This is a genomic window from Sphingomonas xinjiangensis, from assembly GCF_014199255.1.
Classification (GTDB): Bacteria; Pseudomonadota; Alphaproteobacteria; order Sphingomonadales; family Sphingomonadaceae; genus Sphingomonas; species Sphingomonas xinjiangensis.
In genome coordinates this window covers 1-12516 of the sequence record NZ_JACIJF010000038.1, presented here as the reverse complement: position 1 = coordinate 12516, position 12516 = coordinate 1, and the positions used below count along the sequence as shown (strand labels likewise).

The window sequence follows — 12516 nt, the reverse complement described above, 5'->3', positions numbered from 1 at the left end:
GACTTGAGCAGTCCCACACGATGCTGATCGGCACCACCGGCGCGGGTAAAACCACCGCGTTGCGCAAGCTCATCAAGCAGATGCAGGAGCGCAAAAACAGCGCCGTCGTGTTCGACCTCACCGGCGCTTACGTTGAGGCCTTTTACGACCCCTCGCGTGATACGATCCTGAACCCGCTCGACGCACGTTGCCCGGCCTGGACGATCTTCAACGACTGCACGACCTATAGCGAGTTTACCGCCGCTGCTGCGGCTCTAATCCCCTCTGACGGCGGCTCTGCTGAGCCCTTCTGGGCGATGGCTGCTCGGACCCTCTTCATCGAGATGTGCATGAAGCTCATCGAGAAGAAGCAGACCTCCAATCGGGCACTGGCTGAGAACCTGATGACCGCCGATCTCAAGCAGGTTCACAAGTACCTTGCGAAGACGATTGCGGACCCCCTGACGGCCCCGGAAGCTGCCCGCATGGCAGAGTCTATCCGCGCCGTTTTCAACACCAACGCGCAGGGGCTCCGCTTCCTTCCAAATGACGGCGAACCGTTCTCGATCCGTGACTGGATCACGCGCGACAAGAAGCCGGGTTCGATCCTCTTCATCACCTCGAATTACACCGATCTCGAAATGAACAAGGCACTGCTCACGCTGTGGAGCAACCTCGCCATTTACTCGCTCATGTCGATGCCCCGCACGCGCTCGCTGCGCACCTGGTTCATTTTCGACGAGCTTGGCGCTTTGCACCGCCTCCCGGCGATCGAGAGCGGCCTTCAGACGGCCCGTAACTTTGGCGGTGCGATGGTCCTGGGCCTCCACTCCTTCGACAAGCTGGTGCAGGTTTACGGCGAGGAAAATGCCCGCAACCTGTCCTCGCTCGCGCGGACCAAACTGATCCTCGCAGCGGCCAATTATGAGACCGCCGAGCAGTGCAGCACTTACATCGGTAGCCGCGAGGTCCGCCAGATGGATGAGGCGTACAGCTACGGGTATAATAACACCCGCGATGCTTCGACCCTGACCCCACGCAAAGAGGTCCAGCCGCTCGTCATTCCTGACGACATCTCGAACCTGCCATCGATGCACGGCTTCGTTAAGTTCCCGGACGGTTTCCCGGCTGCGCGCATCCAGCTTCAGTGGGAGCATTACCCCACTGTTGCCGAGGGCTTTGTGAAGCGCCCGCCGGCTCCGCCGGCCCAAGAATTGCGCGGAAGAAGTGGGTCGGCTTCTGATCGGGAAGAAGGCGGCGGGCGTGATGGATCGCCCGAGTTGGTTGAGGAGGTTGAAGAGCCGAAGAGCGAGGCGGCGGCATTAGCCGCAGGGATCCTCTCTCAACCCAGCGAAGGGCAGACCGAGGAGGACCAGATCGCAGGGCGTGAGGCCATGGAACGAATGGATCCGTCGGCACCGCGCACAGCGCCTGAGAAGGGCGATAATGATGATGAGGCGGACCTTGGCCGATCGCCTGACCAAGAGTTTTCGCCGCGTCCCGCTAGCGACAAAAGTCACGATGCGACTGACCTTCAGGCGCCTGAGGTCGAGGATCAAACCTACAAGGAACTGCGGCAGGATTTCCAGCCTGACGACGATCAAGGGTTGGGGATGTAAGCCATGCATTCGATCGCCTCGATCAAATCCGCCGGCGGCGCGGCGGATTATTACGGCAAAGACGATTTCGCTACCGCAGAATACTACACCCAAGATAGCGCAGCCGATTACAGCGAGTGGGGAGGTGCAGCCGCCGAGGCTGCTGGCGTGTCGGGCGAGGTCAGCAAATCTGACCTTGGCAAGGTGCTGAACGGTGAACTCGCATCGGGCGAGAAGGTCGCCCAGTACGAGGGGCGCCGCCCAGGTTATGACCTGACATTCTCCGCACCGAAATCGGTGTCGATCATGGCGCTGGTCGCCGGCGACAAACGCATCCTCGGACCTGAAGGCGCACACACCAAGGCGGTCCGGCAAACCATGGCCTGGATCGAGAAGAACCTCGCTGAGACCCGCAAGGACGTCGACGGCAAGAAGGTGCCGGTAAAGACCGGCAACCTCCTCTACGCCCTTGTCCAGCACGACACGAGCCGCGCACTGGATCCGCAGCTCCACGTGCATGCGCTGGTTGCGAATCTCACCCAGCTCGCGGACGGCAAGTGGCAGGCGCTTCACGCCGACAAGATCTGGTCCAACAATACGGTGATTGGATCAATCTACCACGGCTTCCTTCGCGCCGAGATGGAGAAGCTCGGGTACCAGATCGAGACCCGCGGGAAGCACGGCACCTTCGAAGTCGTCGGCGTGCCGAAAGACGTAATGGAGGTGAACAGCCAGCGTCGGGCCGAGATCCTGAAGATTGCCGGCGAGCTAGGCATCAAGAGCGGCCAAGGCATGCGCTCGATCACCGCTCGTAGTCGCGACCCGAAGCTCAGCCTCGAGGACCGGGAAAAGCTGATCGCCGATTGGCGCGAGAAAGCTTCCGCCCTCGGTTTCAACGGCGAGAGCCTGCGCGACAAAGCGATGGCGGCGGCAATGAGCCGCGAGGGAGCGGGCCCTATCGAGCGGGGCTATGCCTTCATGGCTGAGGTCGTGAAAGGCGCACGTGAGTTCGTCGGCAATCTTACGCGAACGCCAGACCCCTTGGTCGATAAGGGCGTGGCACGCCTTGCAGCGTCTCCCGAGGCGGCCAGAGCGCAGTTTGCGGTTGCTTCCGCTGTGCGGATCCACTCGCAGCGTGAAGCAGCCTTCGACGTTCATCGGCTTGCAAAGACGGCCCTGGACTTAGGTCTGAAGGGCGTGACGATAGATCACGTCGCGCAGCGCATCGATCGGCTCGTTAATCAAGGCAGGCTGCTCCCCGGCGCCACCCGGCAGGGTGAGGCGGGCTACACGGTGGTGACGACGCGCGAGGCACTCCAGACCGAGGAGAAGATCCTCGAGCGGGTAGAGGCGAACAAAGGTCAGGCGACGCCCCTCATTGCCGCTGCAGCGGCGCCAGAGCGCGTGCAGGCGGCAGCTAAACACGAACTGAACCCGGGCCAACTTGCCGCTGCCACCTTGATCGTATCGAGCCAGGACAAGGTGGTGGCGATACAGGGCGTCGCCGGCGCCGGTAAGTCGACGATGCTCCAGGCCGTCGCTCAAACCTTCGAAGCTGCCGCGCGCGTGGCGGAGAGCGGCGGCAAGACGCTTCACGGCCTGGCCTTCCAGACCAAGATGGTCGCTGATCTGAAGGAAGGTGCCGGCATCGAGGCGCAGACGATCGCCTCCTTCATCTGGCAGAACCAGCGCTTCCTCACCGATACGCAGAGCCCTGAAGCAGTCGCCAAGCGCGCCGAGATGAAGAACACCATCCTGGCCGTCGACGAAGCGTCGATGGTGTCCTCGAACGATATGCTGAAGCTCATCCAAAGCAGCGAGGCGCTGGGCGTCGACAAGCTGGCTTTGGTCGGTGACCGCAAGCAGCTCGCCTCGATCGACGCGGGCAAGGCATTCTCGATGATGCAGGCAGGCGGCGTCACCGTCGCCTACATGAACGAGAACCTTCGCCAGAAGACCGACACGCTCCGAACGGTCGCTGCCTTGGCTAATGTCGGCAAAGCCAGCGACGCGCTGCGTGTCCTTGGTGACAAGGTAGTGCAGAACGAGAATCCTGCCCTTCATGCCGCCGAGCTGTGGCTGGGGCTCTCGAAGGAGGAACGCGCCGCCACGGCCGTGTTCGCGTCGGGCCGCGATGCTCGCGCCACGATTAACAACCGCATTCAGGAGGGGCTTGCCGCCGAGGGCACGCTCAAGGGCGACGGTCTTGCGCTGACGGTGCGCGAGCCCGTGAACCTGACGCGCGAGGAACTGCGCTATGCCAAGAACTACTCCGCTGGTCAGATCCTTGAGGTGACCGGCAAGGTCCCGGAGCTTAGGCTGCACCGCGGTACGTTCAACGTCTCGCGGGTCCTGCCGAGCGGCATGGTCGAGCTGGATCAGAATGGCCGCAAGCTGAAAATCGATCCGCAGAAGATCGATCCAACGATCACCATAGACCGGCTCGAGCTATCCACGCCCAAGAGCATACGGATCCACGAAGGCGAGATCCTTCGCTGGACGGACAAGGACAAGGATCGAGAGCTTCATCGTTCGGGGATCACCCGCGTGCTGACGATCGACAGCAAGGGAGTCACCGTCGAGACCGGAGGGAAGGAACAGCTAACCCTTCCGCACGGAGATCCGATGCTGTCGCGGATCGACCTGGCTTACTCGCTCAACATGCACATGGCCCAAGGCGTGACTGCCGAAAAGGCGATTACCGCCATGTCGAGCGCCGAGACGAACCTCGCCAATCAGCAGCTTTTCAACGTGGGAGTGACGCGTGTGCGCTCTGAGCTGACCGTCGTTGTGAACGACACCGAGAAGGTCTCTCGCCAGCTCGACCGCAATACCGGCATCAAAACGTCGTCGCTCGAAACGGTCGGACGCCTCAACATCGACGGACCCGGTTCGAGCCTCGGCGGCGGCTCGCCTGCTTCAACCCCAACCATCAGCGTTGGCATCGGCGAGGTGCGGATGGGGCGCGCCGACGACCTGTCGAATTTGCCACGCATGCCTGAGTTCACGGACAAGGACGCGGCTCGCTACGCCAAGCCGGACGAAATGGGCGTGGCGAAGAAGCACGACGACATGGGCGTGAACGTCAGCGGGGCCAAAGAAGGCCGGCAGCTGCCTGTGCCTGAGAAGAACATGGGGCTCGAGCTGTGAGCAAGATTAAGGGTAAGCCTTTGTCGGACGAGCCGCGTGGAACAAGCGAGATCTCCGATGCCGATCTGGCTGATGACTTCCGCACCCAATCATTTCACCTCATTGAGGCCCATCCGATCGCGGCTGCACACCTTGTGCTCGCTGCTGCCTCGATCGCCCCTGAGTGCGATGCCGAAAAGGACCTTGCCGACGAGTTTTCCTACCTCATCGTGGACTTCGCCCAGGAACTGCGGATCCTTCACGCTCGTGCGATTGCGCGGCGGGCTCAGAGCGTCGGGAGACCGATTAATGGGCATTGAGACCGCGACTACAGGCGCGAGCGCTCAGCAGGGCTCCCGGTGCTAGGTGAGGAAGAGGGGGTGAGGGAAGGGCGGTGTGAGCTGGAGGTGTCAGACGTACCTCGGCGAGCGCTGCCCCACTTTTCTTATTGAGGTGCGCAATGAAGCTGCAAGCTGATCTGTTCGCTGAGCCGGAACCGCTGGACGAACGTAGCGCAGATCTTGTCTGCGAGGTGGAGCTGGAGCCTTTGGCCGTCCCGTGCGGGTACAAGGATCGAGCGAACCAGCCCTGCAGTCGGCTTGCGCATAAGCCTGTCATTATGGACGGCTATCAGGCTACCTGTCGTGGTCGGCGCCTCGTTCACTGCGCTCCCGAATGCTATAGTGCCTTCCACGACACCACAGGAAGTCAGGAAGCATGAACGAGGCTGACGATCGCGTGCGGCTTGCCGGTACGTTGGCGGCGAACGACCGCGGTGTGCTGCTGCGCGCTCCCGACGGGATGTGGTGGAAGCTGATCGGTGATGCCGTCCCTGATGCGGATCTGGAAGGCTTGGTGACGATCGAGGGCATCAAACGCGGCCCGTCGACGATCGAGGTGTACTACTGCCAGAGCGTCCAGGCATGAACGCGCCGTTCGGCCGCCGCCTGCCGCAGTGTCCCTGTTGCCGCTCACCGCTGCTCGGATGGCCGCCTGACACTCGGCTGCGCAGCTGCAATGCCTGCTATCGTCCGATTATCAGGGTACCGAGCATACGCCATGCGGGCGTCTCGCGCCTTTGCAGTTTGCTGGATCTTGGCTTCACGATTTACGGGGTGCTCACCCTCATCCTCGTCGCCACCTTCGCCTTCAGCGACATGAGCGCACTCCGCTTCGCGAAGCTGTTCTCCGTGCTGCTATTCGTCGTCGGCTCGGTGTTGATCGTTGAGGGGTATCTCTCGATCCGAACAAAGGTGGCGTTTGGCCGTCGTAGGATCATCCGCGGCCAAGCGGCATATTGGGTTGGAGTGTGGAGGTTGGCAGCGGGCGTTCTGGCGCTGTGCCTCATGCTGGTCGGGTTGGGGATCTAACGCGCACGACCACGTGCTTTGAGGCACCGCGTGCAGTCCGTAGCAACGAGCCGCGCAGTTCGTAGTGCTGCGCGGCTCGCCACCGGTTGCGGCTGCTCAGAGGGCGCTCTGGCGAGCCAAGCGTACAATGCTCAAGGAGAGGTAACGCTGCCGTGAATATCACTGGCGATCGCCACCTCACGTCTCAGTCGGAGCCCGCAACTGGCGCTAGGGCTATGCCGGTTACGCGCACCTCGAAGATCGAGCCGAGCCGCTAGCAGCGACGACAATGGCAAGCACGCCGAGCGGTTGATAGTCGACGTGGGCGGCGCAGTGCCGCGGCTTATCCCGAGCCCAGGACATCTTTTCCACCAAGCTGTTCCTAAGAAGCCCGTTGGGAGCTTTACTCTCCTCGGCAAGCGGCAAATGAGCTCAACGAGCTCCTCGGTTCACCTGTCTGCGTTTAGTTGTGCTCCCCGCAGCCAGATCGTTGAGGAACCGGCACAAAGTCTTCGCGAGACGGCCTCTCGGACCCGAAGCAAGAACATCCTTAACGAAGTGTTAACCGGGAACTGCTGTGATGATCCAGGATTGATGCCGGAACATTTGAGCATCACCGGAGAGGGAACATCATGTCGGCCATCGGAGAGATCATCTCGAATCCTGACATGCTGGATTGGGACGAGACCTCGTGCCACGGATCGTTCCGGATCTTCAACGATGCCGACGCGGGTTACGATCTACGATGCGTCGTCTGGCGTGATGACAGCACCGGGCAGATCATCGGGCATAACTTCGACTACACCCGCCCGAGTGCGTCCAATTGGTGGACGGCTGACGAGGCGGCTACCCCCGAGGAGTGCCTTCGCTCAGTGGCGCCTGGCTTGCGGGAGCAAGCTGCTCGCGCCATCGAGAGCTTTAACGCCACGGCGTATGTGGGCCTCAAGGATGGCACGATTGAACTTCATGAACTCCGTGGCCGGCCTGCTCCATTGCACGCGCCAGAGGTTCTGATGCGCAACAGCCTGCAGCTGCTCACGTCGCCCTGCTAAGGCCGAGAGCCTAGTGTTTGGGCTCGTCAAGCTGCATCATCACCTTCATCAACTCCACCCAGCGATCGAAAGTCACTCGGTCCACGTCAGTTGAGAGCCGCTTGAGGTGGGCTAGTGCGAGATCTGGCCACTGTGCGCCATAGGCGGTGCGGTAATTGACGGCATCTGCAAACAGATCGGGATCATGAGGCTTGCGAATTCGCTTCTTCGCCATAGCGGCGCTCTAAGGGCGGGGGCGGGATCTGGCTAGTCGGCTGTGACGCCGCCAAAGGATTGTCTGCACACGCGGTGAGGCGCTCCGAAACCGCAGATTAGACGTGAGACGTCATGTTGCGTGCCGCTGAGCACCGTGCAGCCAAGCTCGGGCTGCCTTCTGTGCCTCATTGATCTGCAACGCCGTCATTTCATGTGCTAGCTCGGCGCGCCAACCCTTGGCGGCTGCGTTTCCCTGAACAGCAGCGATGTTGAACCACTTATGCGCTTCGATGAGATCCAACTGCGCACCATCGGTGCCGCTCGAGAAGATCATGCCAAGGTCGAGCGAAGCATCGTGGTCACCGCCCGCTGCGTCCTGGAGCCGGCTCTCGTACAGGAATTCGGCGGATTTGGCGCTGCTACCCATGACTGAACTCCCGTAATTGCCGGGCTCGTTCTGCGACCTTGGAACGGTACAAATCGTTAACGCTCGTTTACGTAGATTCTCCGTAGGCAGTTCGCGCGTTTTGCGGGGAAACGCGGGCCGACCGACCTGCTAAAACTTCCTGGCAGGCGAGGGCCAGCAGATCGAGTGCTGGCGTTAAGCCGGTACGAGGCTGAGCATGCACCTTCGAATAAGCAACCATTCTCCTCCAGCGGGGTTAGCCGATTTCAATCAAGGGAGCGAAACATGGCGAAGACATTGGCGCAGTTCTCCATCACGCCATCTGGAGACGGTGAGTACAAGCTGCACCTTGAGGATGAAGACGGCGACACGCTCGAATTCACGGCGCAATACGAACAGCTTGACCTAATCGTCGATGCGATCGACGAGCAGCTCAACAATGATGAAGATGAGGCGCTCGCCGTAGACGATGACGAAGCAGGCGGAAAGGACGATTGAGGTAGGCGAGGGTAGGGGGCGTTAGGTAAGGATGGCAGTGGTGCGAGCGATGGGGCCACATCCGCGTCAATCCGGCGGCCCGCCCCACACGAAGGTCGCATGAGGTTCTCATCGTGCCTCGGACTAGCTGCCCTTGGTGTCCTCCCCGGCTGCTCCGACGCCCTTGGCGATGCTGAAGAACGGTTGGAGCTGGCACGAAAGCAAAACGATCTCGCGGGGATCTGCCGAGAGCATCAGAAGTTGGCGACGGCTTACCTCGAGGCAAGGAATTTAGATCGGTTCAAGTCTGTGAGGGATGAGGCTGATAGTTCATGCCTCAGGGCGCAAACGGCCAACTCTACGCCCCCAGTAGATGACCCGCCAGTGACGAACCGCCTATAGCAACCTACCCGAGGTGGAACCGACCAGCGAACCGGAACCACGGTAGGTCAGAGCTCTATCTAGCCGGCCGGGCTGACGGGTTTGGCAGATCACCTCACCGACGAGCCAATCCAGCACCCCGACAGAGGTAAGCTTTAGCGCTCAGGCAAGCGCTGCGTGGTGCGAGGTCGGTGTCGCTGCACGTCTTGTAATCTCTTGCCGCAGGAGCTCCGAGGTAACGCCGGAGGCGTCTGAAAACTTCGCTGCACTAAGCAGCTCAACGAGCGTCATCTGCGCAAGCTCACGATGATCGGGCATAAGTCCTCCTGAAGTGAGTAGACTCTATACCGTTCTGTCACCCTCTCCGGGACGATACACTTGAGGTATCCGCAGGGCCGCGCCCCGTTTAAAAAATTAATACCCGGTTAACGCTTCGCTGACAAGAACTTCAGAAAGGAAAGGGGGAGCGCTCTGGGACGTGGCTGTGCGGAGCTTCCCGATGCGTTGTCACAGCCTTGAAATCAGCTTGAACTAAAGGCACTCAGCTCAGCAGGAGTGGCGTAGTGAAGAGTGCAACCCCTTTGATCGCCGACGAATTGGTCGAGTGCATCGCAAGCGGCAGCACGCGACCTCTGACCAGCTATCCGCACTAGCGACGCGGATATGGCGTTAGGCCTCTCAGCATCGCTCCGCGTTCTCGTGGGGGAACGCTCCAGCAGAGAAGGATGCCTGCATCTTTGAGACGCGGTCTGCGGCCTTAGCGCTGAACGGCGACGAGGAGCCGAACTTGAGCGCGCGGGATGAGCCGTTGACGAAACCGCTCGTCAAAGACGCTGCCCGTTTTACATAACATACCTTATCGCTCTGAAATTCGCCGCCGGGAAGAGGGCTCTCACCGTTAACCGAAGCTGCAAGCAGACCTGCTCGCTGAGCCGGAGCCACTGGATGAACCTACCTCGGATCTTGTCTGCGAGGTCGAGCTGGAGCCTTTAGCCGTAGCGTGCGGGTACAAGGATCGAGCGAACCAGCCCTGCAGCCGGCTTGCTCATCAGCCTGTCATGATGGACGGCTATCAGGCCACTTGTCGTGGTCGGCGCCTCGTTCACTGCGCTCCCGAATGCTATAGTGCCTTCCACGACACCACAGGAAGTCAGGAAGCATGAACGAGGCTGACGATCGCGTGCGGCTTGCCGGTACGCTGGCGGCGAACGAGCGCGGTATGCTTCTGCGCGCTCCTGACGGCATGTGGTGGAAGCTGATCGGTGACGCCGCTCCGGATACGGATCTGGCAGGCTCAGTGACGATCGAGGGCATAAAGCGCGGTCCGTCAACGATCGAGGTGTACTACTGCCAGAGCGGCCAGGTATGAACGCGCCGTTCGGCCGCCGCCTGCCGCAGTGTCCCTGTTGCCGGTCGCCGCTGCTCGGTTGGCCGCCTGAAACTCGGCTGCGCAGCTGCAACGCCTGCTATCGCCCGATCGTCAGGGTTCCGAGCATACGCCACGCGGGCGTGTCGCACCTCCGCAGCCTGCTGGACCTTGGCTACACAATCTACGGGGTGCTCACCCTCGTCCTCGTGGCGACCTTCGCCCTCAGCGACATGAGCGCACTTCGGTTCGTGAAGCTGTTCTCCGTGCTGCTGTTCATCGTCGGCTCGGTGTTGATCGTCGAGGGCTATCTTTCGATCCGAACGAAGGTAGCATTTAGCCGCCGCAAAGTGCTGCGCAGCCAAGCGGCATATTGGGCAGGCGTTTGGAGGCTGAGGTTGGGGGTATGGCCAAGGCGGTACTCGTGTTCCGTGAGGCCGCAGTCGCCAAGGAGGCAGCAGACGCAGAAAAGACTGAAGCGGATGCCGAGCAGAAGCGGGTCGTGGAAACGCTGGCGGGCGCTTTGGAGCAGCTATCGCAGGGTGACCTGACCGCGACCATCCGCAGCGAGTTCCATGGTGGCTATGCCGAGCTGAAGCGCAACTTCAACGAGGCGCTTGCAAGCCTACGGGACCTGATTGGGTCCGTGGCGGAAAGCACGGCTGCGATACGCACGGGATCGGGGGAAATCGCCCAGGCGTCGGAAGATTTGGCCCGCCGGACCGAAGCCAATGCTGCTAGCCTCGAGGAAACGTCGGCTGCAGTGACGCAGATGGATGGCCGCCTTAAGGCCACGGCAGAAGCAGCAAGCCGCACTGTGGTGCGTGCAGATGGTGCGATCACGACCGTCAAGGGGGGGCGCACGATTGCTGATGAGGCAGTGCAGGCGATGGCTCGCGTCGCAGACGGCGCACAGGGCATCGACAGCGTCATTGAGGGCCTCGACAAGATCGCATTCCAAACTCGCGTTCTTGCTATGAATGCGGCTGTCGAAGCGGGTCGAGCTGGTGAAGCTGGCCGCGGGTTCGCCGTGGTGGCTGATCTCGTCTCGGCACTGGCGATGCGTTCGGAAGAGGAGGCAGCTCGTGCTCGCGAGCAGCTGACGGCAACGCAGACTGACATCGTTTCGGCCGTCGAGATGGTGCAGAAGGTGGACGGCGCATTGGCCAACATTTCGGGCGATGTGGCCGAGGTGCATAGCCTGCTCGGTCAGATGGCTGCCGACAACCAGGCGCAGTCGACCGCGATCAGCCAGATCAGTGTCGCTATCGGCACCATGGACCAGTCGACGCAGCAGAATGCGGCGATGGTAGAGGAAACCTCTGCCGCCGCGCGTAACCTGACCGGCGAAGTGTCGACTCTTGCCAAGCAGGCAGCCAAGTTCAACGTCGGCGGTGCAGCTGCGCCCAAGACGTTCCAACCTGTGGCACCAGCACCGAAGAGGTCCGCCGGCGCTGGTTACAAGTCCCCAGTGAAGCCACTGCCCGCCTCGATCTCACCCCACGCAGGTGGCGATGATTGGGCAAGCTTCTAAGGTCGCCCACAGCACAGGAGCACCGGTGGCTGCAGCCTCTCGCGCGGCAATGCCGGCCAGGAACAGCGTTGTTGCCGCATCATCCACGAGCGACCCGCTCCGAGCGGTCGCCTCGTGCAACGCTCCGGCGCGCAGTCCCCCTGCACCAAGCCGGCTGTCGATCTCGCGTACCCCAAAGGGCAGCACGCGATAGTCGGTCGCAGGCGTAGCGATGGATCGCAGGTGCGCTATGCTTGGCGTGACGGAATCGAGGGCGGCGGACATAGTTCTAAGACTCAACCTGTTCCCCTAATGTTCCGTTAGCGCAGGCCTTCGGTCAAGCCCGGCCACCTTGAAACTGTGGACAAAAGTGAGAACGTGGGAGGTACGGAGCCGCAACAAATAGGGAAGAATGTGCTTTCCTTAGCGATCCTCCTAACTCATAGAATCAGGATGCCGATACGCCCCGAGAACCGCTGGCTATTCCCGATCGACTGGCAGCAGCTGTCCGACTCGATCAGGTTCAAGCGGGCCGGCGCTCGCTGCGAGCAGTGCGCCCGACCACATCTGCGCCATGTCGCTCATCTCGGCGATGGCCGCTGGTGGGATGCTGCCTCGGCCTGCTGGCGTTCGGATCGAGGCAAGCGGATCGCGATCAAGGGCGGCTTCACGCTTGCGAGCGTCCGCACTACCTATGTCGTCCTGGCCTGCGCTCACCTTGACCACGATCCAGGCAATAACGCGCTCTCAAACCTGAGGGCGCTGTGCCAGCGCTGCCACATGATCCATGACGCCGCCGAGCACCGATGGCAGCGTTGGTGGAATGCGTTTCGCCTGCGCGCTCTGCGCGATCTCTATGAAGATCCGCGCATTACCCGCGAACGAATTACAGCACTGTAGAGGGCAGTAAGCGTCTGGCGACGACCGTCGGAGGCCGCTCTCGGGGCGCACCGGAAGCCCGCTTTATGGCGACGTCTGGTGGGAAGCGGCCCGGCAACTTCTGGGCTGAGATTGCTATAGACTGCCCTGACGGCTTGTGTGCGTGATGGGGCGGGCTTATCGTCGCCACAT

Annotated in this window: 11 protein-coding genes and 1 pseudogene; 10 read left to right on the top strand and 2 right to left on the bottom strand. The window is 61.4% G+C overall.

All coding sequences use genetic code 11. From position 1 onward, the window contains the following. The 6 genes from FHT02_RS20710 to FHT02_RS20685 all read left to right on the top strand — a co-directional run. Positions 1 to 1598: type IV secretion system DNA-binding domain-containing protein (locus tag FHT02_RS20710; protein WP_184092046.1), on the top strand; the 1598-nt coding region annotated here is incomplete at its 5' end. A gap of 3 nt (positions 1599 to 1601) precedes the next feature. Then, the gene (gene mobF / locus FHT02_RS20705) at positions 1602 to 4727 is read left to right on the top strand and encodes a MobF family relaxase (RefSeq protein ID WP_184092044.1); all 3126 of its coding nucleotides are present in this window, start codon (positions 1602 to 1604) and stop codon (positions 4725 to 4727) included. 20 nt (positions 4728 to 4747) lie between these two features. Next, positions 4748 to 5026, top strand: a complete 279-nt coding sequence (locus tag FHT02_RS20700) for a hypothetical protein (RefSeq protein ID WP_184092042.1) — start codon at positions 4748 to 4750, stop codon at positions 5024 to 5026. A gap of 397 nt (positions 5027 to 5423) precedes the next feature. Next, the gene (locus tag FHT02_RS20695) at positions 5424 to 5633 is read left to right on the top strand and encodes a DUF5818 domain-containing protein (protein ID WP_184092040.1); all 210 of its coding nucleotides are present in this window, start codon (positions 5424 to 5426) and stop codon (positions 5631 to 5633) included. After that, on the top strand, positions 5630 to 6076 hold the full coding sequence (locus FHT02_RS20690; RefSeq protein WP_184092038.1) for a hypothetical protein: 447 nt from the start codon (positions 5630 to 5632) through the stop codon (positions 6074 to 6076). Before FHT02_RS20695 ends, FHT02_RS20690 begins: the two co-directional genes overlap by 4 nt. A 611-nt stretch (positions 6077 to 6687) precedes the next feature. Further along, positions 6688 to 7107 (top strand): hypothetical protein, encoded by a 420-nt coding sequence (locus tag FHT02_RS20685; RefSeq protein ID WP_184092035.1) that lies wholly within the window; start codon positions 6688 to 6690, stop codon positions 7105 to 7107. Between the two features lie 10 nt (positions 7108 to 7117). Here FHT02_RS20685 and FHT02_RS20680 read toward each other — a convergent pair whose 3' ends face one another. Beyond that, a complete protein-coding gene (locus FHT02_RS20680; RefSeq protein WP_184092033.1) occupies positions 7118 to 7321 on the bottom strand; it encodes a hypothetical protein in 204 nt (67 codons plus the stop codon). A 111-nt stretch (positions 7322 to 7432) separates the two neighbouring features. Beyond that, positions 7433 to 7729 carry an SEL1-like repeat protein gene (locus FHT02_RS20675; protein WP_184092031.1) on the bottom strand — a complete coding sequence of 99 codons (297 nt, stop codon included), beginning with the start codon at positions 7727 to 7729 and terminating at the stop codon, positions 7433 to 7435. A 264-nt stretch (positions 7730 to 7993) separates the two neighbouring features. On the opposite strand from FHT02_RS20675, the gene FHT02_RS20670 reads away from it, so the two are divergent. The 4 genes and pseudogenes from FHT02_RS20670 to FHT02_RS20655 all read left to right on the top strand — a co-directional run bounded on the left by FHT02_RS20670 (position 7994) and on the right by FHT02_RS20655 (position 12345). Beyond that, the gene (locus FHT02_RS20670) at positions 7994 to 8206 is read left to right on the top strand and encodes a hypothetical protein (RefSeq protein WP_184092029.1); all 213 of its coding nucleotides are present in this window, start codon (positions 7994 to 7996) and stop codon (positions 8204 to 8206) included. 1519 nt (positions 8207 to 9725) lie between these two features. Continuing rightward, positions 9726 to 9935, top strand: coding sequence for a DUF5818 domain-containing protein (locus tag FHT02_RS20665; RefSeq protein WP_184092027.1), 210 nt, complete (start codon positions 9726 to 9728; stop codon positions 9933 to 9935). Positions 9936 to 10326: 391 nt separating this feature from the next. Further along, a pseudogene (locus FHT02_RS20660) lies at positions 10327 to 11466 on the top strand (methyl-accepting chemotaxis protein); the annotation flags it as partial. A gap of 357 nt (positions 11467 to 11823) precedes the next feature. Beyond that, positions 11824 to 12345, top strand: coding sequence for a hypothetical protein (locus FHT02_RS20655; protein ID WP_343057028.1), 522 nt, complete (start codon positions 11824 to 11826; stop codon positions 12343 to 12345). The last annotated feature ends 171 nt before the right edge of the window (positions 12346 to 12516 follow it).

Excerpts from the sequence above, each read along its gene's own strand:
- mobF (WP_184092044.1), top strand. The coding sequence starts at position 1,602 with ATGCATTCGATCGCCTCGATCAAATCCGCCGGCGGCGCGGCGGATTAT.
- FHT02_RS20695 (WP_184092040.1), top strand. The coding sequence starts at position 5,424 with ATGAACGAGGCTGACGATCGCGTGCGGCTTGCCGGTACGTTGGCGGCG.
- FHT02_RS20690 (WP_184092038.1), top strand. The coding sequence starts at position 5,630 with ATGAACGCGCCGTTCGGCCGCCGCCTGCCGCAGTGTCCCTGTTGCCGC.
- FHT02_RS20685 (WP_184092035.1), top strand. The coding sequence starts at position 6,688 with ATGTCGGCCATCGGAGAGATCATCTCGAATCCTGACATGCTGGATTGG.
- FHT02_RS20680 (WP_184092033.1), bottom strand. The coding sequence starts at position 7,321 with ATGGCGAAGAAGCGAATTCGCAAGCCTCATGATCCCGATCTGTTTGCA.
- FHT02_RS20675 (WP_184092031.1), bottom strand. The coding sequence starts at position 7,729 with ATGGGTAGCAGCGCCAAATCCGCCGAATTCCTGTACGAGAGCCGGCTC.
- FHT02_RS20670 (WP_184092029.1), top strand. The coding sequence starts at position 7,994 with ATGGCGAAGACATTGGCGCAGTTCTCCATCACGCCATCTGGAGACGGT.
- FHT02_RS20665 (WP_184092027.1), top strand. The coding sequence starts at position 9,726 with ATGAACGAGGCTGACGATCGCGTGCGGCTTGCCGGTACGCTGGCGGCG.